At 69.7% G+C, this 23,584-nt stretch carries 26 protein-coding genes; 14 read left to right on the top strand and 12 right to left on the bottom strand.

All coding sequences use genetic code 11. The features are described from left to right. Positions 1-58: 58 nt before the first annotated feature. Together AB0I03_RS18110 and AB0I03_RS18105 are read left to right on the top strand one after the other, a co-directional pair. The gene (locus AB0I03_RS18110; RefSeq protein ID WP_360414047.1) at positions 59-613 is read left to right on the top strand and encodes a polyadenylate-specific 3'-exoribonuclease AS; all 555 of its coding nucleotides are present in this window, start codon (positions 59-61) and stop codon (positions 611-613) included. Between the two features lie 109 nt (positions 614-722). Next, the gene (locus AB0I03_RS18105; protein ID WP_360414044.1) at positions 723-1,748 is read left to right on the top strand and encodes a 6-phosphofructokinase; all 1,026 of its coding nucleotides are present in this window, start codon (positions 723-725) and stop codon (positions 1,746-1,748) included. Positions 1,749-2,288: 540 nt separating this feature from the next. Here AB0I03_RS18105 and AB0I03_RS18100 read toward each other — a convergent pair. Beyond that, entirely contained in the window at positions 2,289-2,705 is a 417-nt protein-coding gene (locus AB0I03_RS18100) for a hypothetical protein (protein WP_360414041.1), read from the bottom strand. Positions 2,706-2,928: 223 nt separating this feature from the next. Between AB0I03_RS18100 and AB0I03_RS18095 the strand changes: the two genes are divergently transcribed. Further along, the gene (locus AB0I03_RS18095; RefSeq protein WP_360414038.1) at positions 2,929-3,681 is read left to right on the top strand and encodes a hypothetical protein; all 753 of its coding nucleotides are present in this window, start codon (positions 2,929-2,931) and stop codon (positions 3,679-3,681) included. Between the two features lie 312 nt (positions 3,682-3,993). Here the strand turns inward: AB0I03_RS18095 and AB0I03_RS18090 are convergent, their stop codons facing one another. Together AB0I03_RS18090 and AB0I03_RS18085 are read right to left on the bottom strand one after the other, a co-directional pair. Further along, positions 3,994-4,842 (bottom strand): bifunctional 5,10-methylenetetrahydrofolate dehydrogenase/5,10-methenyltetrahydrofolate cyclohydrolase, encoded by an 849-nt coding sequence (locus tag AB0I03_RS18090; RefSeq protein WP_360414035.1) that lies wholly within the window; start codon positions 4,840-4,842, stop codon positions 3,994-3,996. Further along, positions 4,839-5,462, bottom strand: a complete 624-nt coding sequence (locus AB0I03_RS18085; RefSeq protein ID WP_360414032.1) for a cyclodeaminase/cyclohydrolase family protein — start codon at positions 5,460-5,462, stop codon at positions 4,839-4,841. The genes AB0I03_RS18090 and AB0I03_RS18085 overlap by 4 nt, the downstream gene beginning before the upstream one ends. A 169-nt stretch (positions 5,463-5,631) precedes the next feature. On the opposite strand from AB0I03_RS18085, the gene AB0I03_RS18080 reads away from it, so the two are divergent. Continuing rightward, a complete protein-coding gene (locus AB0I03_RS18080) occupies positions 5,632-6,993 on the top strand; it encodes a class II 3-deoxy-7-phosphoheptulonate synthase (RefSeq protein ID WP_360414477.1) in 1,362 nt (453 codons plus the stop codon). 38 nt (positions 6,994-7,031) lie between these two features. Beyond that, positions 7,032-8,063, top strand: coding sequence for an LLM class flavin-dependent oxidoreductase (locus AB0I03_RS18075; protein ID WP_360414029.1), 1,032 nt, complete (start codon positions 7,032-7,034; stop codon positions 8,061-8,063). Here the strand turns inward: AB0I03_RS18075 and AB0I03_RS18070 are convergent. The 6 genes from AB0I03_RS18070 to AB0I03_RS18045 all read right to left on the bottom strand — a co-directional run bounded on the left by AB0I03_RS18070 (position 8,011) and on the right by AB0I03_RS18045 (position 11,223). Continuing rightward, positions 8,011-8,448 carry a hypothetical protein gene (locus tag AB0I03_RS18070; protein WP_360414026.1) on the bottom strand — a complete coding sequence of 146 codons (438 nt, stop codon included), beginning with the start codon at positions 8,446-8,448 and terminating at the stop codon, positions 8,011-8,013. The two genes, AB0I03_RS18075 and AB0I03_RS18070, sit on opposite strands and share 53 nt — an antisense overlap. Before the next feature lie 5 nt (positions 8,449-8,453). Beyond that, complete coding sequence (locus AB0I03_RS18065; protein ID WP_360414023.1) at positions 8,454-8,597, bottom strand: hypothetical protein; 144 nt, start codon at positions 8,595-8,597, stop codon at positions 8,454-8,456. A 33-nt stretch (positions 8,598-8,630) separates the two neighbouring features. After that, complete coding sequence (locus AB0I03_RS18060; protein WP_360414020.1) at positions 8,631-9,131, bottom strand: hypothetical protein; 501 nt, start codon at positions 9,129-9,131, stop codon at positions 8,631-8,633. A 45-nt stretch (positions 9,132-9,176) separates the two neighbouring features. Continuing rightward, the gene (locus AB0I03_RS18055) at positions 9,177-9,665 is read right to left on the bottom strand and encodes a hypothetical protein (RefSeq protein WP_360414017.1); all 489 of its coding nucleotides are present in this window, start codon (positions 9,663-9,665) and stop codon (positions 9,177-9,179) included. 166 nt (positions 9,666-9,831) lie between these two features. Next, positions 9,832-10,725 carry a TIGR01777 family oxidoreductase gene (locus AB0I03_RS18050; RefSeq protein WP_360414014.1) on the bottom strand — a complete coding sequence of 298 codons (894 nt, stop codon included), beginning with the start codon at positions 10,723-10,725 and terminating at the stop codon, positions 9,832-9,834. A 9-nt stretch (positions 10,726-10,734) separates the two neighbouring features. Next, complete coding sequence (locus tag AB0I03_RS18045; RefSeq protein WP_360414011.1) at positions 10,735-11,223, bottom strand: Rrf2 family transcriptional regulator; 489 nt, start codon at positions 11,221-11,223, stop codon at positions 10,735-10,737. Positions 11,224-11,387: 164 nt separating this feature from the next. On the opposite strand from AB0I03_RS18045, the gene AB0I03_RS18040 reads away from it, so the two are divergent. Continuing rightward, on the top strand, positions 11,388-11,879 hold the full coding sequence (locus AB0I03_RS18040) for a cupin domain-containing protein (RefSeq protein ID WP_360414008.1): 492 nt from the start codon (positions 11,388-11,390) through the stop codon (positions 11,877-11,879). A gap of 49 nt (positions 11,880-11,928) precedes the next feature. On the opposite strand, the gene AB0I03_RS18035 is transcribed toward AB0I03_RS18040, so the two are convergent. Beyond that, positions 11,929-12,837, bottom strand: a complete 909-nt coding sequence (locus AB0I03_RS18035) for an acyltransferase domain-containing protein (protein ID WP_360414005.1) — start codon at positions 12,835-12,837, stop codon at positions 11,929-11,931. A gap of 66 nt (positions 12,838-12,903) precedes the next feature. Between AB0I03_RS18035 and AB0I03_RS18030 the strand changes: the two genes are divergently transcribed. Together AB0I03_RS18030 and AB0I03_RS18025 are read left to right on the top strand one after the other, a co-directional pair. Beyond that, complete coding sequence (locus tag AB0I03_RS18030) at positions 12,904-13,284, top strand: hypothetical protein (RefSeq protein WP_360414002.1); 381 nt, start codon at positions 12,904-12,906, stop codon at positions 13,282-13,284. Continuing rightward, on the top strand, positions 13,281-13,625 hold the full coding sequence (locus AB0I03_RS18025; RefSeq protein WP_360413999.1) for a DUF3817 domain-containing protein: 345 nt from the start codon (positions 13,281-13,283) through the stop codon (positions 13,623-13,625). Before AB0I03_RS18030 ends, AB0I03_RS18025 begins: the two co-directional genes overlap by 4 nt. A 54-nt stretch (positions 13,626-13,679) precedes the next feature. Here the strand turns inward: AB0I03_RS18025 and AB0I03_RS18020 are convergent, their stop codons facing one another. Together AB0I03_RS18020 and AB0I03_RS18015 are read right to left on the bottom strand one after the other, a co-directional pair. Continuing rightward, positions 13,680-14,897 carry an Ig-like domain-containing protein gene (locus tag AB0I03_RS18020; RefSeq protein WP_360413996.1) on the bottom strand — a complete coding sequence of 406 codons (1,218 nt, stop codon included), beginning with the start codon at positions 14,895-14,897 and terminating at the stop codon, positions 13,680-13,682. An 88-nt stretch (positions 14,898-14,985) separates the two neighbouring features. Next, positions 14,986-16,026, bottom strand: coding sequence for a hypothetical protein (locus tag AB0I03_RS18015; RefSeq protein ID WP_360413993.1), 1,041 nt, complete (start codon positions 16,024-16,026; stop codon positions 14,986-14,988). Positions 16,027-16,277: 251 nt separating this feature from the next. On the opposite strand from AB0I03_RS18015, the gene AB0I03_RS18010 reads away from it, so the two are divergent. From AB0I03_RS18010 to ftsW, 6 genes are all read left to right on the top strand, one after another. After that, positions 16,278-16,808, top strand: coding sequence for a MarR family transcriptional regulator (locus AB0I03_RS18010; RefSeq protein ID WP_360413990.1), 531 nt, complete (start codon positions 16,278-16,280; stop codon positions 16,806-16,808). Between the two features lie 65 nt (positions 16,809-16,873). Further along, a complete protein-coding gene (locus AB0I03_RS18005) occupies positions 16,874-18,376 on the top strand; it encodes a UDP-N-acetylmuramoyl-L-alanyl-D-glutamate--2,6-diaminopimelate ligase (RefSeq protein WP_360413987.1) in 1,503 nt (500 codons plus the stop codon). 45 nt (positions 18,377-18,421) lie between these two features. Then, positions 18,422-19,795, top strand: coding sequence for a UDP-N-acetylmuramoyl-tripeptide--D-alanyl-D-alanine ligase (gene murF / locus AB0I03_RS18000; protein WP_360413984.1), 1,374 nt, complete (start codon positions 18,422-18,424; stop codon positions 19,793-19,795). Continuing rightward, the gene (gene mraY, locus AB0I03_RS17995) at positions 19,792-20,925 is read left to right on the top strand and encodes a phospho-N-acetylmuramoyl-pentapeptide-transferase (RefSeq protein WP_360413981.1); all 1,134 of its coding nucleotides are present in this window, start codon (positions 19,792-19,794) and stop codon (positions 20,923-20,925) included. Before murF ends, mraY begins: the two co-directional genes overlap by 4 nt. 3 nt (positions 20,926-20,928) lie before the next feature. Beyond that, positions 20,929-22,293, top strand: a complete 1,365-nt coding sequence (murD, locus tag AB0I03_RS17990; protein ID WP_360413978.1) for a UDP-N-acetylmuramoyl-L-alanine--D-glutamate ligase — start codon at positions 20,929-20,931, stop codon at positions 22,291-22,293. Further along, positions 22,290-23,582 carry a putative lipid II flippase FtsW gene (gene ftsW / locus AB0I03_RS17985; protein WP_360413975.1) on the top strand — a complete coding sequence of 431 codons (1,293 nt, stop codon included), beginning with the start codon at positions 22,290-22,292 and terminating at the stop codon, positions 23,580-23,582. The genes murD and ftsW overlap by 4 nt, the downstream gene beginning before the upstream one ends. Positions 23,583-23,584: the final 2 nt, after the last annotated feature.

The following is a 23,584-nucleotide window of genomic DNA, read 5'->3' as shown; positions in this document are numbered from 1 at the left end:
GGTGGGGTCCGAGAACGGCCGAAAAAACACCGCTCGAGATCATACGAAAGGCCGATGCGTGGCGTACCGATACTTCTACGACTGCGAGTTCATCGAGGACGGTCGCACGATCGAGCTGGTCTCGATCGCCGTCGTCGACGAGCAGGGTCGCGAGTACTACGCCGTGTCGACCGAATTCGACCCCTCCCGCGCCATCGACTGGGTGCGCCGCAACGTCCTCGACAAGCTCCCGCCCCCCGCCAGCTCGCTGTGGAAGAGCCGCGCCACGATCCGCGACGAGCTCTACGAGTTCCTCGTCTCGCCCGTGCGCAAGAAGACCGGCTCCCACCCGGGCGAGCGGGTCGAGCTGTGGGCCTGGATCGGGGCCTACGACCACGTCGTGTTCGCGCAGCTGTGGGGCACCATGCCCGAGCTGCCGCGAGCGCTGCCGCGCATGACCAAGGACCTGCGCCAGCGCTGGGAGGACCTCGGGCGCCCCGAACTGCCGACGACGCCCGACGCCGACATGCACGACGCGCTCACCGACGCCAGGCTCAACCTCGCCCGCTGGAAGGCCCTCGAGTCCTTCCGCGCCGAGCGCGCCGCGTACGGCCCGGTCGATTCCCGCCGCTAGACCGACCCGCCGAACCCCTGGTCGCCGCCCCCCGCCGCCGATATAGGCTGGGCGTGTTTCGGCAATGGGGCCGCCCAGTTAACAGTCCTCACTCCAGGGAGTAAGACACATGCGCATTGGCGTGCTCACCGGCGGCGGTGACTGCCCCGGTCTCAACGCGGTCATCCGTGCCGCGGTCCGCAAGGGCAGCAAGGAATTCGGCCACGAGTTCGTGGGCTTCCGCTACGGCTGGAGGGGCCCCATCGAGGGCATCACCCAGCCCCTGGACTGGGACTCGGTCGAGAACATCCTCGACCAGGGCGGCACGATCCTCCACTCCTCGCGCACCAACCCTTACAAGATCGAGGGCGGCGTCGAGGCCATCAAGAAGAACATGGCCGCGCTGGGCGTCGACGCGCTCATCGCGATCGGCGGCGAGGACACCCTGGGTGTGGCCACGAAGCTGACCGCCGACGGCGTCAACTGCGTGGGCGTGCCGAAGACGATCGACAACGACCTCTCGGGCACCGACTACACCTTCGGCTTCGACACCGCGGTGAACATCGCGACCGAGGCCATCGACCGCCTGTGGACGACCGCCGACTCGCACGACCGCTGCATCGTCGTCGAGATCATGGGCCGCCACGCGGGCTGGATGACGCTGCACGCGGGCATCGCCGGCGGCGCGAACGTCACCCTCATCCCCGAGGTCGCGTTCGACATCGAGAAGGTCGCGAACTTCGTCAAGGAGCGCAAGGAGGCCGGCAAGGCCACCATCGTCGCCGTCTCCGAGGGCGCGCACGCCCAGGAGGGCATGGTCCTCAAGGACGGCGAGGTCGACGCGTTCGGCCACGTCAAGCTCGGCGGCGTCGGCGACTGGGTCGCCAAGGAGATCAAGGAGCGCGCGGAGATCGAGACCCGCGCGATCATCCTCGGCCACCTCCAGCGCGGCGGCACCCCGACCGCGTTCGACCGCGTGCTCGCGACCCGCCTGGGCCTCGAGGCCGCCAAGGCCGTGAACGAGGGCGACTTCGGCAAGATGATGGCGCTCCAGGGCACCAACGTCGTGCGCATCCCGATCAACGAAGGCACCGACGTGCTCAAGACCGTCCCGGTCGAGCGTTATGCCGACGCCGAGGTGTTCTTCGGCGTGTAGCCGACGGGCACGCCGAGAACATTGCCGGGCCTTGGCTGTGCACATTTACGGCTCCGCAAGCATTCGCCGTAAGCGGCCCCCGGTTTTCCACAGTAGTGGGGGAAACCTGAAGGGGAGCTGAAGCCGGATCGGCCATAAAGCACTGTCATAGCGCAACCACGGGCACGCCCGGTCGTTAGACCAGGTGTGCCCGTGGCTTATCGAGAGACTGATCCCTCTGTGATGGTCGGCGAGATCCCGCATCTCGCCGATTTCACGTATCACAAGACCCTGCCGGACATCGACTTCGAGACGATTCCCGTGCCGGGTCTCGACGCCGACTTCTACCGGCGCCCGGTCGGCGACCGGACCCTCAGCGTCGGCGTGTACCGCTTCGGCGGGGCCGAGACGCACCGGGCCTGGGGCTGGGTCGGCGAGGCGCACTGCTCGTGGCACGCCTACCGCAACCCCGCCACCGGCGGATTCGACGGTCCCTTCCAAGGCTGCCCGGTGTTCCGGCTGCTGCGCGAAGGCGGTCGGCTCACCGGTTTCACCCTCGGCTCAGGCGGCCTCGCCCGGCAGTTCCTTCTGGGGCAGGGCCTCTTGGACGAGCGCTTCGCTGGCGGCCCGCTCCTGGCGGGTCACCCTGCGGGTGTACCAGATCGCGGCGACCGTGAGCGCGAGGCCGAGGAACAGGCCGCTGCCGGCGAACAATGCCGAGGCGCTCGGTGAGAAGCCGAGGATCGCGACCGGCAGCTGCACGAAGGCGATCAGGCCTGCCAGCAGCCACTTGCTGCGTCCCTTGCCCCAGAGCAGCGCCGTCCATATCGGAGCGACCACGATGGCAAGGATCGCGATGTCGAGTGCCCAGTGCACCACCGGGTTCTGCACCCTGTCGTGCTGGAACGCCATCGCCGGGCTCGAGACCGAGACGATCATGGCGGCGACGGTCGCCACGAATGCGAGACGACGTGTCATACGCAACCTCCTCTGCGTGGGAAGCCTTAACGCTACGTCCGGCAGTCGTGCATGTCTGTCGGGTATCCGCCACTTGGAGTTATTTTCCGAGGCCACAGCCCCCGTTTCGGGGGCGGGTGGGGCGGCCCGCCCGGGCCGGGCGCATTGCGGCACGAATTGGGGGAGGACGGCCTTGCCCCGCCGCCATACAGTGCTCGTGAATCGACAGTGGGAGGAACCTGTGGTGGGTCAGGTCGGCCGGAGCGGCGCCGAACGGGCGGGAGCGGTCCTCGAGACCGAGACCCGGCTCGACCCGGCGGCCGAACGCGAGGCCCGCGCCGCACTCGCGGGCTGGCAGCAGTTCGCCCGCAAGTACCGGCTCGCGTTCCGCGCCGAACTCCATTCTGAGGACCTCGGCGGCGAAACCTCGGTCGTATTGGATTCCCTTGGGCGCCTGGGGTTCCCGGTCGCACACGTGCGCGGTTGGACGCACGGCGTGTGGGGCGACCGGCCGGCCTTCGGGTTCAGCGCGCTCGACGCGACCGCCGCGGGCTCGATCTACCAGCTGCGGTGCAACGCCGTCCGGCTGCGGAGCGCCGGACCCGACGTCGTGCAGCACCGGCTCCTCGACGGCGACTCCTCGATGGCCGGGAACTGGCATCCGCGCCGGGCGCGCTACAAGACGGTCGCGCTGCCGGACCTGCCGCGCCCGCAGCCCCGCCAGCGCGGCCGCATCGGACGGTTCACCGCTGACGCCCTGGACCGGTTCTTCCGGCCGGTGCCCAGGCAGCTCCACACCGACGACCCGGCATCCGCGGTGAGCGTCGCCGCCGCCGCAGAGGCCGCGGGTCTGGACCTGTTCCGCTGGTCTTGGGCGGCGAAGGAGGGCTGGCTCGTGACGTGGAAGAGCGACGGCACCGGCGCCGACACCCACCACCAGCGCGCCCGCTTCATGGACTTCCTCCCGGCGCTGGCCGACTGCTTCGACCGCGCATGAGGCGGCAGCGGCCGTCAGATGCTTCAGGTCCCCTTCAGGTTCGCCGCGCTAGCGTCGAAACCGGGGGCCCTTCCCTAGGCGGACGCGGACACTCGGCGTGCGTCGAAACGGCGGCCATCCCGCCTCCCGCGACCGCGACCCGGCGGCCGACTTCAGCTTCGCTTCAGGTCGCTTCAGCTTGGCTTCAGGTTCGCCTCGCTATCGTGGAAAACCGGGGAACCAAACCCAGCCCGATGCAGTGCTTTCGGCGTGCACGGCGGAGGCCGACCTCCCTGTCCGGGTGGTCGGCCTCGATGCCTGTAGCCGTATCGCCTAGCCGTGGGTCTTCGTCAGCTCCGCCGCCACCACAGTGTGGCGCAGCAGGAGCGCGGTCGTCACCGGGCCGACGCCGCGGGGGACCGGGGTGAGCCTGGCGGCGATCGGAGCGACCGACGCGTAGTCGACGTCGCCGACCAGTCCGCCGTCCTCGGTCGGGTTGGTGCCCACGTCGATCACCGTGGCACCGGGCTTCACGAAGTCCGCGGTGATCATCCCGGCGCGGCCCACGGCCGCGACGAGGACGTCGGCCTCGCGGCAGACCGCGGCGAGGTCCTTCGTGCGCGAGTGGCACACGGTCACCGTCGCCGACTCGTTCAGCAGCAGCAGCGCCGCCGGCTTGCCCACCACAGTGGACCGGCCGACCACGACCGCCTTGGCGCCCTCGAGGACCAGGTCCTCGCGCTTGAGCAGCTCCAGCACCGCCGCGGCCGTCGCCGGCGCGAAGGTCCGCAGCCCGGCGGCCAGGCGGCCCAGGCTCTCCGAGTTCGCGCCGTCCACGTCCTTGTACGGGCTGATGTACCCGCCGACCTGCGAGAGCGTCACACCCTCCGGCAGCGGCGTCTGGCAGATGATGCCGTGGACCCCGGGGTCCTGGGACAGCTCCTGGAGCTTCGCGGTGATTTCGTCCTTGCCGGGGTCTTTGAGGTGCTCGACCCTGCAGTCGATGCCCTCCTTCTCCGCGGCCTTGCGGATCGAGCGCACGTACCAGGCCGTGCCCTCGTCGTCCGTCGGCACCACGACCGCCAGGGTCGGCACGATGCCCTCGTCGCGCAGCCGCGCCGCGTCGGCGGCGACCGCCGCGCGGATGTCCGACGCGACCGCGCGCCCGTCGATGTCACTCATGCTCGAATCCTCTTCGCCACGATCTGCATGATCGCCTCAGCCTGCACCTTCGCCTGGAGCGCCTCGTTGAGCGTGCTCGCGAGCCGCTCCCGCTCGGCCGGGTCCTTGATCGCGACCACGTTGATGTCCACGTTCAGCGCCGCCGACTCCAGCGCCGACTTCGCCGCCGAAGCCGCCACGGCCACGTCCGAGATGACGTTCGGGTTGGACCCTTCCAGGATCCGACCCGACAGCTTGATCACCTCGGCCGACACCCGCGCCACCGCGAGCGGCACCGCCGCGGCCTCGACCAGGCCCGCCTGGATCGCCGCGGTCCGCGCCGCCTTCTCCGCATCGGAGGACTTCGGCAGCTTGTAGGCGGCGACGACGCCCGAGAACGCCTCCGCGTCGTCCTCCGCGAGCTGCAGCGCCTCCCCGCGCAGCCGCTCGGCCTCGGCCAGGGCCTCCCGCATCACCGCCTCGTGTTCGGCGAACTTCGGCTTGCCGATGGTCAGGTTGCACACCATGGACACCAGGGCGGCGGCCATGGCCGCGCTCATCCCCGCTGCCGCGCCGCCGCCGGGCGCCGGGAGCTCCGAAGCAAGGTCGGTCAGCCAGTCATCAATAGTCGTCTCGCGCACTCGGCCAGCCTAGACGCGCCACCAAAGGTGGGATGTCTGCGCCGGTCCCCGGTGTGTCGCGCCGCCCGCTCCCGCGTGTGAGGGTTCACCCATTGAGACACGCAAATCAGCGTGGTGACCCCGCACCGCCGCCACGTACGATTACCGCGTGAACCGCCAATGGCATGATCTGCGAAACCCTGGCCTCGTTCCCGTCGTCGCCGACGCGGAGGAAGCCGAGCGCTATCAGCTCGACGCCTGGCGGAACCTGCCCCGCGAGCAGGTTCCCCCCTGGGACGACTACGCCGAGGTCGAGGACGTCGCCGGAGTGCTCGCCGGCGTCCCGCCGATCGTCGCCCCCTACGAGGTCGACCACCTCCGCGAGCTCCTCGCCGAGGTCTGCGAAGGCCGCGCCTTCCTCATGCAGGGCGGCGATTGCGCCGAGACGTTCATCGACAACACCGAGCACCACGTGCTCGCGAACATGCGCACGCTCCTGCAGATGGCCGTCGTGCTCACCTACGGCGCCTCACTGCCCGTGGTGAAGGTCGGCCGCGTCGCCGGCCAGTACTCCAAGCCGCGCTCGGCCGCCCTCGACTCGCTCGGCCTGCCCGTCTACCGCGGCGACATGTTCAACTCGCTCGAAGCGACCGAAGAGGCCCGCGTCTGCGACCCGCAGCGCATGATCCGCGCCTACGCCAACTCCGCCGCCACCATGAACATGCTCCGCGCCTACCTGCGCGGCGGCCTCGCCGACCTCATGGCCGTGCACGACTGGAACAAGGACTTCGTCCGCACCTCCCCGGCCGGCGAGCGCTACGAGGCCATCGGCCGCGAGATCGACCGCGCCGTGCGCTTCATGGCCGCCTGCGGCGTCGAGGACGAGAACCTCCACACCGCCGAGGTCTTCGCCTCCCACGAGATGCTCGCCATCGAGTACGACCGGGCGCTCACCCGCATCTTCAACGGCAAGGCCTACGCCCTCTCCGGCCACATGCTGTGGAACGGCGAGCGGACCCGCCAGATCGGCGGCGCCCACATCGACTTCCTCTCCCGCGTCGCGAACCCGGTCGGCTGCAAGATCGGCCCGACCGCCACGCCCGAAGGCGTCGTCGAGATGTGCCAGAAGCTCAACCCGGACAACATCCCCGGGAAGCTCGTCATCATCACCCGCATGGGCCACAAGAACGTCCGCACCGTCCTGCCCCCGATCGTGGAGAAGGTCCAGGCCGCCGGGTGCAAGGTCGTGTGGCAGTGCGACCCGATGCACGGCAACACCTACGAGTCCGCCTCGGGTTACAAGACCCGCGCGTTCGACCAGGTCGTCGATGAGGTCCTCGGCTTCTTCGAAGTGCACCGCCAGACCGGCACCCACCCCGGCGGCATCCACATCGAACTCACCGGCGAGGACGTCACCGAATGCGTCGGCGGCGCCCAGGAGATCCGCGACGACCAGCTCTCCGACCGCTACGAGACCGCCTGCGACCCGCGACTCAACACCCAGCAGTCGCTCGAACTCGCGTTCCTCGTCGCGGAGATGCTGCGCCACTGAGGCTGTCCTTCAAAAGGGACGGCCCATAGAGTGAGCGCATGAGCGCACACGATCTGTTCCTCCTCGGCGGAGTGTTCCCCGGCATCGCACCGGCGGCGGCACTCCGCCGAGTCGTCTCCTATGCGCGGCAAGCGGAGACGGCCGGCCTCGACGGCGTGTGGACCGCCGAGCACCACTTCATCGAGTACGGCGCGAGCCCGTCCGCGACGCTCATGGCCGCCCACCTCCTCGCCGCCACCGAACGCCTCCAGATCGGCACCGCCGTCGCCGTCCTCTCCAACCGACACCCCGTCGCCCTGGGCGAGGAGGCCGCCACCCTCGACGCCCTGGCCCCCGGCCGCTTCCGCCTCGGCGTCGGCCGCGGCGGCCCCTGGGTCGACCTCGACGTGTTCGGCTCCAGCCTCGACCGGTACGAACGCGGCTTCGAGGAAGGCCTCGGACTCCTGACCCGCTGGCTCTCCGGCGACGCCGAAGTCGCCCACGCCGGCGAGTTCTTCGACGTCCTGCCCGTGCGCGTCATGCCCCCCGGCACCGGCCGCCCCGTCTGGGTCGCCGCCACCGGCGAAGGCACCGCCCGCCTCGCCGGACGCCACGGCCTGCCCCTCCTGCTCGGCATGCACGCCCCCGACGACGACCACATCGCCCTCCTCAACGCCTGGCGGCAGGAAGCCGAAGCCGCCGGGTTCGACCCCGACGCCGCCGAGCACGTCTCGACGCACCTCGCCCACATCGCCGACAGCCACGCCACCGTCGACCGCCTCCGGACCTCGCTCACCGAACTCCTGACCAGGGGCGTCGGCCAGTACGTGAGCCTCAAACCCAAACGCGGCGAACGCGACCACGCCGCCTACGTCGACTGGATGATCGAACGCCACGCCGTCGGACCAGCCGACCACGTGGCCGAACGGCTCGCCGTCTCCGCCGAGAAGACCGGTGTCCGCCGCCAACTCCTCATGGTCGAGGGCATCGGCGACCCGGAAGCAGTGGGCGACAACATCGCCGCCCTTGGCGAAACGCTCAGTACGACCGGTACGGCGCTGCCGGAGGGCTCTGCGGCGGCAGCCCCTTGAGCGGTTCGCGGCCGCGCTGGCGGAACCACTGGTTCGCCGAGCCCGTGAACAGGCAGATGAGGGTCACGAGCGGCATCGCGAGGCTGAGCAGGGTCCAGATCAGCCGCCCGCCGTCGGCGGGCGCGCCCGCCTGGCTGGCCGTCTCGAACCCGGTGTAGATCCCGATGAAGCCGGACACGAAGGCCAGCAGCATGACCGCGATCGTCACGATCTGCGCCCAACGCCGGCCCGCGCCGATCTTGACCGCGAGGACGCCGAAGAGGATCACCACCGCGATGGTCACCGCGAGGACGATGGTGACGAGCGCCGCGAGGTTCTCGAAGCCCTGCGAGAGGTCGTCCTCGAACTCGAAGTCGCTGAAGTCCAGCGCATCAGACCACAGCAACGCGGTCAGCCCGCCGCCGCTCCGCAGCAGATCAGGAACGAGAACTGGAGCCAGAGCATGACCTGGGCTGCGGTTACGGTCCCGGGTTTCCGGTGCAGCAGCTCAGGTGGCAACGGGTTCGAGGGCGGCGTGGTGGGCGGCGTGTACATGGGCGGGTTCCTTCGAAGGCGGGTCCGCCCAGTCTAAGCAGCCTCATCCATCCGGCCAGCCTCGCTGCCGTCGAACCAACGGCGGCCTTCCCAGCCGTAGACGCATCGCAGCACGATCGCCTGGACGATGAGCGAAGGTGTGGCCCCGATGAGGACGACCACTGCCAGAGCCGGTTCCCAAATCGCGAAAGTCGCGATGGTCACGGCGGTGAAGCCGACCAGCACCGCCGTCCCGATGATGATCGTGGTCCGCGCTCGGCGGTCCGCCTCACCTGCCCAGAGGTCGATGAGACAGGCGTAGGTGACGATCGCGGCGAAGCCGATGACCCATGCCCAGATGATCGCGATCCCGCCGGGATCTTCATGCCAGTCGAATCGCTCGACAGGCCAAGCGATCGCGATGACCAGCGGAAACCCGAACGAACAGTTCCCTGTGATCATGACCAGCGCGACCTGCACCCGGGTGAGGATCCGCGCGGTGGTGATGGCCTTCGGCCACTTGGCACGGGGCACAGGCTGAAGCAAGATCGGCATTCCAGGTGTTCCTTCAAGGTTGCAGTGCTGAGTGTGATGCAAGGTCTACGGGTTCGGTTCGCGCAGATACGCCTCACATTCGCGAAACCACTGCTCCGTCGGTTCGGAGTGGGTGCACATCCAGGCGAACAACTGGAGCAGGACTGAGGGGAGCGCCGAGACGAGCGCGAGAACGGATCCGCCGCCTTCGAACTCGAAAAGCAGTAGCGCGCTGGCGCCGGCCAGAACGATGAGCATCGCCAGTCCGGCCGCGACCCAGGTCCGTGCGCGACGGTCACCGTTGCCGAGCTGCCTGATGGTGATGACTGCATAGGCGGCGGCACCGACCGGCACGATCACCATCGCGATCCAGAGCCCAGAATCCACTCCGCTCAGACCGGGGAGGTAGAACACGACAGCCGCCATGAAAGCTGGCCACCAGGCGAACACGGGCAGCAGGCCGCAGCAGAACAATGCGGCGGCCTGAAGGCCGACGAACACCTGGGCGGCGGTCACCGTGCCGGGCCGGTCGGGGGTCTTCGGGGGGACGGTCACGGAAGAGCCTCGCGTCGAGGCTGGGGCGCGGGGTCGGACATGGGCGATCCTTCGAGGGCTTTAAGTTGAACATGTTCAACTTAGCGTCTCCGACTCCGTTGCGAAAGCACTCGAGACCGGCCCCACATCCGGGGACCGGTCTCGAGTGCTGGGCGATGTTCTTGCGTCAGGTGTTGAGGGCGTATCTCAGGGCCTCGAAGACCGTCTGGTCCTGGTACTCGTATCCGTTGGCCTGCAGGACACCTGGCTTGATCTTGGCGCCGCGCAGCATCTCGACCGCGGCCTCGCCTGCGACGAGTTTGACCGCCCAGCCGGGGATGATCCAAGGCGTGGGGCGGTGGACGACGGCGCCGAGGGCCTTCGTGAACTCGCGGTTCGTCGTCGGGGCCGGGCCGACCATGTTGACGGGGCCTCGTACTGATTCGTCCTCGATCGCCGTGACCGCCGCGCCCACCCAGTCTCGCAACGAGATCCAGGGCAGGTACTGCTTGCCGCTGCCGAATCGTCCGCCCAGGAAGCACTTCCACGCCGGCACGAACCGGTCGAGCAGGACGCTCTCCGGGCCGAGTACGTGGCCGGTCCGCAGCTTGACGACTCGTGCGCCCGACTCCTCGGCCGCGGCCGTCGCCGACTCCCATTTCAGGCAGAGCCGTCCGAGAAAGTCGGCCGCCGCGGGGGTCGATTCGTCCACTTCGACATCGGCGCGGTCGCCGTACCAGCCGGCGGCAGACGCGTTGACCATGACCGGCACGTTCGCTGCCGCAACGGCTTCGGCGAGGACCTTCGTCGGGACCACGCGGCTCGCCTCGATGCGCTTCTTGTACGCGGCGTTCCAGCGCTTGCCGCCCACGTTCACCCCGCACAGGTTGACGACCGCGTCCACGCCGTCGAGGATCTGCGGGTCCAGGGGTCCCTTGTAAGGGTCCCAGATGATCTCGTTCTCCTCGTCGGGCTTGTGCCGCACCAGTCGCACGAGGTCGTGCCCTTCGCCGACGCTTTCGAGGGCTTCCATCAGGGGCTTGCCGAGATAGCCGCTCGACCCGGCGATGACGATCCGCATACCGACAGCCTATGGCCTCGGCTCGCGGTACCACTCTTGAACCTGGGCGCGGAGGTTCGGGGCCTGCAGTTCGGCGTTCTGCTGAATCTCCGCGAGGGACTGCGCGGCGAGAGCGCGCCGCCATTCGAGTTCGGCGCCGCGCATGGCGGTGTCGATCGCGCAGGGGGCGCGGAACGCCGAGGCGGGCTCGTCGCCCCAGACTCCGTTCTGGCGGATCTCGGCGCACTGGAAGGCCTCTGCGGGGCCCTCGATGGCGGTCAGGATGTCCATGAGCGTGATGTCGTTGAGGCTCTTGGCAAGACGGAAGCCGCCCTTCTTGCCCGCGGTGGACGTGAGGATGCCGGCCTTGACGAGCGGTTGGAGCTGCTTGTTGAGGTAGGCGGGCGGCAGGCCGTACCCGGCGGCGAGCCGGGCGGTCGAGACGGGCCCGTCGACACCCATCCAGTCCAGGAGCAGGCAGCAGTGCGCGGCCCATTCGACGCCTTCGCTGATCTTCATAACCTCGATCTTAGCTGTCCAGGTTTTACACGGGTGCTGCTGACTCGTTCCTGTTCTGGACTTGCGATTCGGCGCGTGCCCCTCGGTTGCGGATCAGTATCTAGACATGTAATATCTAGATATGAGTTCCGGCAAGGGCCGGAGCACCTGCCAGAGGAGCACCCATGGACACCGTCCCCGCACCCGTCATCGCCCGCGCCGCCACCGCTGAGCGGCTCGCGCACGCCCAGCAGTCGGTCATGACCCTGCTCGCCGACTCCTCGCAGACCGGCGGGGCGCTTTCGGTGCACCGCTCGACCTTCCCCGACGGCGGCGACGGCGCACCCTCGCACTTCCACACCGGCACCACCGAATCGCTGTTCGTCATCTCGGGTCGCCTGCAGGTCCTCACCGGCGACGAGGTCATCGTCCTGGAGGCCGGGGACTTCATCACCATCCCGCCGGGCCTGCCGCACGCCTTCGGCGCCGCCGCCGGGCACGACGCCGACGTGCTCGCCGTGTTCACCCCGGCCGCCGACCGGTTCGACTACTACCGCCTGCTCGAGCGCGTCGTCGCGGGCGAGGCCGACCCGAAGGAGATCCCGGCCTCGGGGGAGCGCTACGACAACCACTATGTGGCGAGCGAAGCCTGGCAGCGGGCCCGTTCGGGGGAGTAGACGCCGAGGGCCGCAACACGAGAGTGTTGCGGCCCTTGCTGTTTCGGTACTAGAGGCCGAGCCTGGCGAGGTTGAGGCGGCCGAGGCGCCCGCGCCACGGCACGCCCGCCCTGATACCGGCGAGCACTGAGCGCTGCAGGGTGTTGTCCTGCGGGAGCTCCTCCACCGGCGTGTCCTCGGTGCGCGCGAAGACGAAGCGCCATAGGTCGGCCCGGTTGCCCTCGGCGCCGACGGCCGCTTCGATGTCGAAGAGCGCGGCGAAGCCGGTGATGTTCGAGCGTTCGGGCAGCCAGTCGCGCAACTGCGGGTCGAGCAGCCAGGACTCGCACTTGAACACCAGGTCCTCGGGTCCGTCGAAGCGCTCGGGGAAGACGGCCGGGAAGAACTCCAGCGCCCATTCGACCGAGTCGCTCACGGCGTCGAGCGTGAGCGGGCCGCCCTCACCGCGGATGTGGATGCCCACGAACGGGTTCGCTTCGTCGCCCTCGACGCAGAACTGGAGCCGCCCGAGCTGGTAGAGCGCCCCGCGCAGGTGCCCGGTGAACCAGTGCGCGACGTCGAGCCCGGCCCTGCCGTAGATCCGGCGGTTGAGCCGCAGCTTCTCGCCCACGTCGAGCAGCAGCCGCCGCGAGAGGTCCTCGTCGATGCGGTGCTCGCGGTGGTAGGCGAGCATGTCCGGGACGGCCGCCAGCAGCGGGTACAGCCCGAGCAGCGGGTGCGCTTCAGCAGGCTTCGGCCAGGTCAGCCATTTGCGCCCGCCCATGTCGGCGACGATCGACTGGTAGAGCCGGTCGGCGGTCTCGCGCGCGCCGGGGTCGAGCGCGCCGAGGGCCTTCGCGGCGTCGTCGGCGTCATCGGTCTCGGCGCCGCACCAGTCCAGGAGGAGTTCGCGGACGTCGGCGGCGTCGGGTTCGGGGTACGCCTTCACGGCGCCGGGCAGCGGCAGGTCCTGAGTCACCGGCCTATGTCACCACGCCCGGCCCCCCGGCGGCAACATCGGGTCGGTCACCCTAGTCTGGGTTCCGTGCGACGGTTGCTGACGCCTCCCTGGATCGTCCTCCACTTCTTTGCGGTGGTGTTGACGGTCGCCTTCGGGCTGCTCGGCTGGTGGCAGCTCTCCCGCGCACAAGGCGGCAACGCCATCAGCTGGGGATACGCCTTCGAATGGCCGCTGTTCGCGCTCTTCACGGTCGCCTTGTGGATCCGCCAGATGCGCCTCGAACTGCGCAAGGACCGGCCCGTGACGCAGCAGCGGCGCGGGAAGCCCGAACCGCCGCCGATGACCTCGCCGTTCGAGTCGGACATCATTGCGGCTCGCCGTGATGATCATGAGCGCAGTATCGCGGCTCGCCGCGACGACACCGCACCGTCACTGGACCAGAGAGCTCAGGGGAGCCACGCATGAACGCCGCTCTGAAACGCTTCCGGATCGTCGCCTGGATCGTGGGCACGTTCCTGATCCTGCTCATGTTCGTGGCGATGCCGCTCAAGTACCTCGCCCACAACGACACGATGGTCTCGGTCATCAGCCCGATCCACGGCCTCTGCTACATGGTCTACCTGGTGCTCGCCTTCCACCTCGCCCAGCAGGCGGGCTGGAAGTTCTGGCCGCAGACGGTGGGCCTCATGCTCGGCGGCACCGTGCCGGTCGCGTCGTTCTTCGTGGAGCGCTGGGCGCACCGCCGCATCCTCGAGGAGCACCCGCAGGCCGCCGACCCGAAGGTCCGCACCGAAGAAGCGGTCTGAACGCAGCTGCGGAAGAGCCCGGCGAGCATCGGCTCGCCGGGCTTTCCATCTGCTTTAGGCCTGCAGTGCCGATCCCGCCTTGAACGTGTCCCAGTCGAGGGTCCAGCCGGTGAAGCCGTCGCCTTGCGGCACTTCGAGGCCGGTGTTCTTCACGATCACCGGGTCGCCCCAGCGCACGAAGTTGTAGAGCCACTCGCCCATCTCGTCGGAGACGTTGAGGCAGCCGTGGGAGCCGTTCGCGACGCCGAGCCGGTCCGCCGCCCAGGGCGCGCCGTGGATGAACTGGCCCGAGAAGGTCAGGCGCATCGCCCACTTGACGTCGGTCTCGTAGTCGTAGAGGTCGGAGACGAAGGTCGACTCCTCCTCGCGGCTCATGATGATCATGGTGCCGGAGAACGAGCGCGCGTCGTTCCCGTCGATCTCCCTGGCGCCCAGGGAGATCGGGATGGTCTGCACGATGGAGCCGTCGCGGAAGGCCCGCATCTGCTTGGTCTCGTCGTCCGCTTCGAGGTAGCGCGACTCGGCGTCGGTCGTGAAGCTGGTCTCGGCGTCGAACTCGCCGTATCGGCCGTCGCCGATGTCGAGGCCGCCGATGGCGAGCCGCACCGAGACGGCGGTGTTCGGCTGCCAGTACTCCTTCGGCCGGTACTCCAGGGCCCGCCCGGTGATCCAGTGCCAGGAGCCCTCCTGCGCCGGCTCGGAGGTGACGAAGAGGCGCCGTTCGACCGAGGCCCGCAGGTCTTCGGGGATCTCGTAGTCGGTGAAGCGGAACGCGAGGATCGCGCCCATGCCGACCGTGGAGCCGTCGCCGGGCAGGTAGTTCTCGATGCCGACCCGGTTTCCCGGGGAGGCGATCGTGGTGAACGTCGAGGTCGCGGTGGCGGTGAGGCCCGCCGCGTCGTCGGCGGTGACCGTGGCCGTGTAGGTCGTCTCCCACGAGAGCGGGCTGGCGGGGACCCAGGTGGTCCCGTCGGGGTGCATGGCGCCTTCGACCGCTGCGCCCGCGGCGTCGGTGAGCGTGAACTCCTTGAACTCGCCGGCTTCGACGGTCCAGGAGATCTCGGTCGCGGCGGTCGCGTCGGCAGCGCCGTCGGCGGGCGTGATCTGCACCTTCGCGGCACTCTGCGGCGCTTCGGAGGACGCGTCGTCGCCCTCGCCTTCGCCGATGGTGCCCGAATCCTTCGTGCAGGCCGCCGCCGCGAGGCCCACGACGGCGAGGCCGCCTGCGGCGAGCGCGCCGCGGCGGGAGAGGGAGGACGGTCCGAAGCTCATGTGACCACGGTACACATGGGCGGCGACAGGTCGTCTACTTCGCACCTGTGACCTATTCGGCCCCAGGTCAAGACAACCGGGCCGCCGTTCAGCGAATGCTCAGGTGCACGTGGTTCGTGTGGTCGGAGTTGGGGTCGCCGTGGGCGCCGGAGTAGGACTTCCAGCCGTCGCCGGGCATCCAGATTTGCCGGTACCAGATCACGTACTGGACGCCGAGCGCGTCGGCGTTCTCGACGAGCCAGGCCGCGAGGTTCTGCCCGTAGTCGTAGTCCTCGCCCTGGGCGTCGCCGCGGAAGCCGTCGGGCTCGGAGGAGAAGTCGCAGGCGCGGCCCTTGCCGTGCTCGCCGAAGGAGGAGGGCCGGTAGCACGCCACGAAGCGGGTGAACCCGGCGATCTGGGACTGCGTGAGGGCGTGGAGGGTGCGCGGGCTCAGGCAGCCGTCCGTGGTCGGGTCGTCCTCGGAGCAGCCTTCGCCGGGCAGCGTCCCGTCGGAGTTGCGGGGGGCGGGCTCGGCGGGCGGCGCGTCGGAGGCGGAGGGCCCGACGGCGTCGTCGCCGCCGGAGGCCGCGAGTTCCAGGGCGGCCTCGTTGCGGGCGTCCTCCATCTCGTCGGCGAGCTTCTCCTGCTCGTCGATGTTGTCGGCGAGCGTCTCGCGGGTGGCCTCGATCTCCTGGAGGCGGGCGATGAGCTCGTTGAACCGGTCGGCGCGGGACTCGCCGAGGAACTGCAGCAGCTCCATGGCGGCGACGGCGTTCTGCGGGTCGCCCGAGGCCATGAGCGCGGCCGTGGACTGGAAGTCGGAGGTGGTGGACGCGACGTACGCGTACTCCTCGAGTTCGAGCTGGAGCGCGGCCGACTCCGCCTCCGAGTCGTCGAGCTCCTGCTCGAGGTCCGCCTGCTGCTGCTTGAGCGCGTTGAGCTCGTCCTGCGCGTCGAGGTAGGCCGCGATGGCGGCGCTGAGCGCGTCCGAGGCGCCTTCGTCCTCCTGCGCGGAGGACTGCGAGGCGGGTGCGACCAGGAAGACCACGCCCGCGAGCGCCACGATGGGGAGCGAGAGCACGCGCTTGGCGCCGCTGAGGAAGGATCGCGGGGCGCGGGAGCGCGCGGGGGAGGAAGTGCCGGCGTTCAAGGCTTGAGGGTCCTTCGGTTGCTCGGAGCCGATTGGACGGGATGGTCGGCGTACAGCCTAGAACGGGAAAATTCCTCGAATGCATCGGGTCATTGCGCATAACCACTGGTAGTCGCGGAACTACCAGGTTTTCGGCCCGAGTGTGGCGTGGCTGACTCAGGAGCCGTTCATCTTCGTTCCGCCTGATAGGATTGTTCGAATTCGAACCAGCCGCGAGGGCCGGTGCCGAAGCCGAGGAAGGAGGGCCGCCGATGAGCGCGGGAGATTTCGAGAGCCGCTGGCTCGCCCCTGACGTGAACGCCGTGTGGACCCGGTTCCTCCACGTCACCCACCGCCTCGAGCACCACATCGACCGGCGGCTCCAGGAGCAGCACGGCATCACCCACACCCAGTACGAGATCATGGTGCGCCTGGCCGACAGCGACGGGCGCGCGATGCGCATGAGCGATCTCGCCGACCGCATCGTGACCGCCAAGAGCGCCGTCACCTACCAGATCAACAAGCTCTCCGAGATGGGCCTGGTCGAGCGCCGCAAATGCGGGCGCGACAACCGCGGCATCTGGGTGCACCTCACCGACGGAGGCGCCGAGCGCCTGGAGCACGCCGCGCCCTGCATCCTCTCGCTGGTGCGGGAGCTGTTCCTGGACTCCCTCAACTGCGACCAGGCCGCCGAGCTCGACAAGCTCCTCGGCACCTGGTCGGACAACCTCGACGAGCGCGACCGCAATCCGATCGGCCACCCCGACCACCGGGGCCTCGAGAGCGCGCCTGAGCTGTCGTAACCGCTTTCGGTGCGGCCCGCCGGTGTAAGGCTCGCAGACGGTGTGTGCCGGTGTAGGGTCAGGCCGTGCCGAGCTTTCCGCGTCCTGAGACGACCGTTCCCTACCGAATCGACGGCCTGGCCGACCTCCTCCCCGAAGCCGGGGAGCTGCGATTCGACGTCACCGGTGTGAGTCTCGCCGCCGACGCCGTGGAGCCCGGCGACCTCTTCGCGGCCCTGCCCGGCGCCAACCGCCACGGTGCCGAGTTCTGCGCCCAGGCCGCCGAGCGCGGCGCGGTGGCCGTCCTCACCGACGAACGCGGTGCAGCCCTCATCGAAGGGACGCTGCCGGTCCTCGTCGCCGCCGATCCCCGCACGCTCACCGGAGCGATCGCCGCCCGCGTCTGGGGCCGCCCCTCCGAGCGCCTCAACCTCCTCGGCATCACCGGCACCAACGGCAAGACCTCGACCGCCTACCTCGTGGAGGCCGGCCTGGCCTACGCCGGGCGAACCACCGGCATCATCGGCACGGTCGAGACCCGCATCGCGGGCGAGCGCATCGAATCCGCCCGCACGACTCCCGAAGCCCCCGAACTCCAGGCCCTCCTCGCCGTCGCCCTCGAGAAGGGCGTCACGGACGTGGTCATGGAGGTCTCCAGCCACGCCCTCGTCCTCGGCCGCGTCGAAGGCTGCCACTTCCGCGCCGCCGGGTTCACCATGTTCGGCACCGACCACCTCGACTTCCACGCCGACCTCGACGACTACTTCGACGCCAAGGCCCGCCTCTTCGACGGCCGCGCCGACATCGAGATCCTCAACGACGACGACAAGCGCGTCGCGACCCTCTCCACCGACGAGAACCTCGGCTTCTCCCTCACCGACTCCAGCGCCGACTACTACGTCTCCGACATCACCGGCGACGGCTTCACGCAGCGGTTCCACCTCGAATCCCTGCACGGTGAGGGCGACGGCCTGGTCAACATGCCCGGCCGCCACAACGTCGCCAACGCCGCGCTCGCCGTAGCCCTCCTCGAAGCCGTCGGCATCGACACGCAGACCGCCCTCGCCGGGGTCGCCTCCTGCACCGGTGTGCCCGGCCGCATGGAACTCGTCTCCGGCGACGGCCCCGTGCGCGGCGTCGTCGACTACGCGCACAAGCCCGAGGCCATCACCGCCGTCCTCGAAGCCCTCCGCGACTCCACTCCCGGCAGGGTCATCGCGATCCTCGGCGCCGGCGGCGACCGCGACCGCTCCAAGCGCCCGCTCATGGGCGCCGCCGCCGCACGCGCCGCCGACCTGGTCATCGTCACCGACGACAACCCCCGCACCGAGGACCCCGCCCGCATCCGCGCCGAGGTGGCCGCCGCCGTCGAGGGCGTGCCCTGCCGTAATATCCCGGGACGGGAAACCGCCGTCAACGAGGCCGCCGCCCTGGCCGAGCCCGGCGACACCATCGCCCTCCTCGGCAAAGGCCACGAGACCGCCACCGAGACGGCCGAGGGCCTCGTCGCCGGCGACGACCGGGAACTCCTGGCGCGTGCGCTACGCGATGCCGCCAGGGTGAAACCGGCGCACGACCTTGAAGCGTGATAGTCCCGAACACCGCACGCACTCACAACAGGAGGAGACCGCCGCGTGATCCCCATGAGCCTGGCCCAGGTCGCCGCCGTCATGGACGGCAAGCTCAGCGAGACGGCCAGCCCTGAAGCGGTCGTCACCGGCGGCGTCGAGTACGACTCCCGCAAGGCCGGGCCCGGCGGACTGTTCCTGGCGATCCCCGGCGAGAAGGTCGACGGCCACGACTTCGCCGCGAAGGCCGCCGCCCAGGGCGCGCTCGCGACCATCGCGACCCGTCCGATCGAGACGCCCGCGATCTACGTGGACAACGGCATCGACGCATTGACGAAGCTCGCCAAGCACATCGCGGCCGCCTCGAAGGCGCGGATCATCGGGGTCACCGGCTCCAACGGCAAGACCTCCACCAAGGACCTCATCGGCCAGCTCTGCGCCCGCCTCGGGAAGACCGTGGCCACCGAAGGCAACTTCAACAACGAACTGGGCCACCCCTACACCGTGTGCCGCGTCGAGCCCGACACCGAGTACCTCGTGCTCGAACTGGCCGCTCGCGGTCTCGGGCACATCACGCAGCTGTGCGAGATCGCGCCGCCCGAGGTCGGCGCCGTCCTGAACGTGGGCATCTCCCACCTCGACGGTTTCGGCGACATCGAGACGACGGCGCAGGCCAAATCCGAGCTGCCGCGGTTCCTCTCGGCTGAGGGCACCGCGGTGCTCAACGCGGACGACCCCCGCGTGGCCCGCATGGCCGAGGCGACGCGAGCCGGCGTCCTGACCTTCGGCATTGAGAACCCCGCCGACATCATGGCCGTGGACCTGGACCCCGGCGACGGCCGCTACAGCTTCACGCTGACCGCACCCGGCGGCCAGTCCGCACGAGTCAAGTTGCGGCTGTACGGACTCCACCACGTCTACAACGCGCTCGCCGCGGCGGCCGTCATCTGGAACATCAGCGCCCCGCTCGACGTGATCGCCGAGTGGCTGTCCGAATCCGGCCGCCTCTCCGAACGCCGCATGGACGTCTTCACCCGCCCGGACGGCACCACCGTCATCGACGACTCCTACAACGCCAATCCCGCCTCGATGGGTGCGGCCGTCCGCACCCTCGGGCAGCTCCCCACCGAGGGCCGCCGCATCGCGGTCCTCGGACTCATGGCCGACCTCGAAGAGCAGAGCGAGACCTGCCACCGCCGCCTCGGCGAACAGGCCCGCGACGCCGGCATCGACGAGGTCATCGCCATCGGTGAAGGCACCGAACCCATCATTGAAGGTGCCGACGGCGTCACCGCCACCCATGTACCCGATCAAGCCGCAGCCATCGCGCTGCTGCAAAGCCGGCTGCGCCCCGGCGACGCCGTCCTGGTGAAGGGCTCCCGATACCGGACCTGGGACGTCGCCGACCACCTGCGCGCCAAGGAGGACACAGACCAGTGAGAGCCGTAATCGTCGCCGCGTTCGTGGCGTTCGCGCTCACCATGGCGCTCACGCCCCTCGCGGCGAAGCTCTTCCGCCGCTTGAAGGCGGGACAGCCCATCCGCTCCGACGGCCCCCAGACCCACCTCGCCAAGGCCGGCACCCCCACCATGGGCGGCGTCGTCTTCATCTTCACGACGGTGCTCGCGTACGTCGCGGGCCACCTCGTGCTCATGGCCCTCCCCGAGAACGTCGACGGCGTCACCTTCAACCGCCCCACCGGCTTCACCGCCACCGGCATCGTCCTCATCGGACTCTTCGTCACCTGCGGCTTCGTCGGCTTCATCGACGACTGGCTCAAGATCCGCCGCAAGCACTCCGGCGGCATCTCCGGCCGCGCGAAGGTCTTCGGCCTCACCATCGCCGCCACGATCTTCGGCATCCTCGCCGTCTACTACACCGGCTCCATCGACTCCCCGGACATCTCCGAGACCGTCGCGACCCCGTACCTCTCCTTCACCCGCGACATCAGCGAGATCCCCCTGACGAAGATCGGCATGGTCATCCTGATCGTGCTCCTCGTCAACGCCACCGCCAACGGCGTCAACCTCACCGACGGCCTCGACGGCCTCGCCACCGGCGCCTCCATGATGGCCTTCGTCGCCTTCGTGATCATCGGCTTCTGGGAGTACCGCCACTGGTGCGGCGGCGCCCAGCCCGCCGACAACCTCTGCTACGACGTCCGCGACCCCCTCGAGATCGCCCTCATCGCCGGCGCCGCCGCCGGCGCCATGTTCGGCTTCCTGTGGTGGAACACCTCGCCCGCCCAGATCTTCATGGGCGACTCCGGCTCGCTCAGCCTCGGCGCGCTCATCGCCGGACTCGCGTTCGCCTCCAAGACGATCCTGCTCCTGCCGATCCTCGGCGCGCTGTTCGTCATCACCACCGCCAGCGTCATGATCCAGGTGACCAGCTTCAAACTCACCGGGCGACGAGTCTTCCGCATGTCGCCCATCCAGCACCATTTCGAACTCGGCGAGAACCGCTGGTCCGAGGTGACCATCGTGGTCCGCTTCTGGATCATCGCCGGCATCTGCACCGCGCTCGCCCTCGGCTTCTTCTTCGCCGACTTCCTGCGGATCGCGGGGTAGGGGATGAGGATCGCCGACAACGTGCTCGTCGCCGGGGCCCGGGTCGCCGGAGCCGCCTGCGCCGACGTCCTCCTCAACCGCGGCGCCGCGGTCCGCGTCTACGACCGCGAGGACTCCGAGCGGATGCGGGCGCTCGCCGCCCGCGGCGCGACCTGCGTCGTCGCCGCCGAGTTCGACCCCGCACTCCTGGACGGCGTCGAGCAGGTGGTGCTCTCGCCGGGCTTCCCGCCCCACCACCCGATCGCCACCGCCGCGAGCGCCGCCGGGATCGAGGCGTTCTCCGAGCCCGAACTCGCCTGGCGGCTGCGCGAACCCGGCGCCGCGCGCTGGCTCGCCGTCACCGGCACCAACGGCAAGACCACCACCACGACGATGCTCGCCGCGATGCTCGCCCAGGCCGGTCTCCGCACCGCCGCGGTCGGCAACATCGGCGTCCCGCTCGTCCACACCGCCAACGGCCCGTTCGACGTGCTCGCCGTCGAGCTCTCCAGCCACCAGCTCCACTGGTCCTCCGAGCTCGCCCCGACCGCCGGGGCCGTGCTCAACCTCGCCCCCGACCACCTGGACTGGCACGGCGGCTTCGACGCCTACGCCGAGGCCAAGGCCGCCGTCTGGCGCGGCGGCCGGGCCGTCGCCAACCTCGACGACCCGTCCGTGGTCGCCCTCGCCAAGCACACCGACGCCGAAGTCACCGGGTTCACCCTCAACCACCCCGAACCCGGCCAGTACGGTGTGGCCCTGGGCTTCCTGGTCGACTACACCGGCCCCGAGCCGGTCCAGATCTGCTCGGTCGACGACGTGCACCCGGCCGGCTGGCACAACGTCGCCAACGCCCTCGCCGCCGCCGCGCTCGCCCGCCAGGTCGGCGTCACGCACGCCGACATCGGCGACGCCCTGCGCAAGTACGTGCCCGAACCGCACCGCAACGTCACGCTCGTCGAGCATGCCGGCGTCACCTGGGTCGACGACTCCAAGGCCACTAACCCGCACGCCGCCGCCGCCGCGCTCGCCTCCTACGACTCCATCGTGTGGGTCGCGGGCGGCCAGCTCAAAGGCGTCGACGTCGAAGGCCTCGTCGCCCAGTACGCCCCGAAGATGCGCGGCGCCGTCCTCATCGGACAAGACCGCGCGGTCGTGGCGGAAGCGCTGGCGCGACACGCCCCGGGCCTCCCCGTGGTCGTGCTCGACGGCCGGGACGATGCGGTGATGACCGAAGTCGCCTCGCACGCCGCGGCACTGGCCGAACCGGGGGACACCGTGCTGCTCTCCCCGGCCGGGGCCTCCTACGACATGTTCACCTCCTATGCGCACCGCGGCGACGCGTTCGCGGCCGCCGCGCGCGCCCTGATCGAGGGTGAGGCCGGGTGAGGAGCGGGTTCACCGAGTTGCTGCGCGGCCTGCTCGACAGGCCGCTCGCCTCGTACTACCTGCTGCTCTCCTCCTCGGCGCTGCTCCTCACCATCGGCCTCGTGATGGTCTTCTCGGCCACCATGGTCGAGTCCTACGAGGCCACCGGCGACCCGTTCGCGGTGATTCTCCAGCAGGTCGTGTGGGCCGTGGTCGGCCTCGTCTGCTTCTGGGTCGCCCAGCGCCTGCCCTCGCGCACCTATCGGGCCGTGTCGCGCCCGCTCCTGGTGGTCGCGATCCTGCTCGGCCTCGTCCTGGTCGTCATGTCGATCCGGCAGAAGCAGCAGGAGGCCGCGGGCGGCGACTCCACGGGCGGCATCGCCACCGACCAGCTGTGGATCGACCTGGGGCCCTTCCAGTTCCAGCCCGCCGAGATCGCCAAGTTCGCGCTGCTCCTGTGGGCCGCGGACTCCCTGGTGCGGCTCGGCCCGCGAATCGCGTCCTGGCGCGAGCTCGCGATCCCGATGTTCCCGATCGCCGGGCTGCTGCTCATCGTCATCGGCTACGCCGACCTCGGCACGATGCTCATCATCCTGGCGATGTTCCTGGGGCTGCTGTGGGCTTCGGGGGTGCCGTTGCGGATCCTCGGTGTGCTCGTGGCCATCGGCCTGCTCGGCTCGGCGGTCCTCGTCGCGTTCGAGGGCTACCGGATGCAGCGCATCATCTCGTTCTCGCGGCCCGAGGACTTCGCGGACACCTGGGGCTACCAGGCCATCCAGGGCTACTACGCGATCGCGGACGGCGGCTGGTTCGGCCTCGGCCTCGGTGAGAGCCGCCAGAAGTGGGACTGGCTCCCCAACGGCCACAACGACTTCATCTTCGCGCTCATCGCCGAGGAGCTGGGCGTCGTGGGCTGCCTGGTGATCCTCGCGCTGTTCGCCGTGCTCGTCTACACGGGTTTCCGCATCGCGCGCCGCTCGGACGACCCGTTCCGGGCGCTCGTCGCCGCGGGCGTCACGATCTGGATCGCGGGCCAGGCGTTCATCAACATCGGCGGCGTGCTCGGCCTCATCCCCATGACCGGGGTGCCGCTGCCGTTCATCTCCGACGGCGGCACGGCGCTGGTCGTCATCCTCGCGGCCGTCGGGATGCTCGCCGGGTTCGCGCGTGCCGAACCCGACGCCGCGACGGCGCTGCGGGCCCGCAACCCCTCACGTCTCGTACGCTTGCTGTGGGCCCCCCTGCCGCCCGCACCCCGCTCCGAATCCGATTCGGAGTCCACCCAGAAAACTACGACCAGAAAGACATGACG

It is taken from the genome of Glycomyces sp. NPDC021274, assembly GCF_040641195.1.
Classification (GTDB): domain Bacteria; phylum Actinomycetota; class Actinomycetes; order Mycobacteriales; family Micromonosporaceae; genus Glycomyces.
Note: the sequence above shows the minus strand (reverse complement) of the source record. Positions and strands in the feature narration are given on the sequence as shown.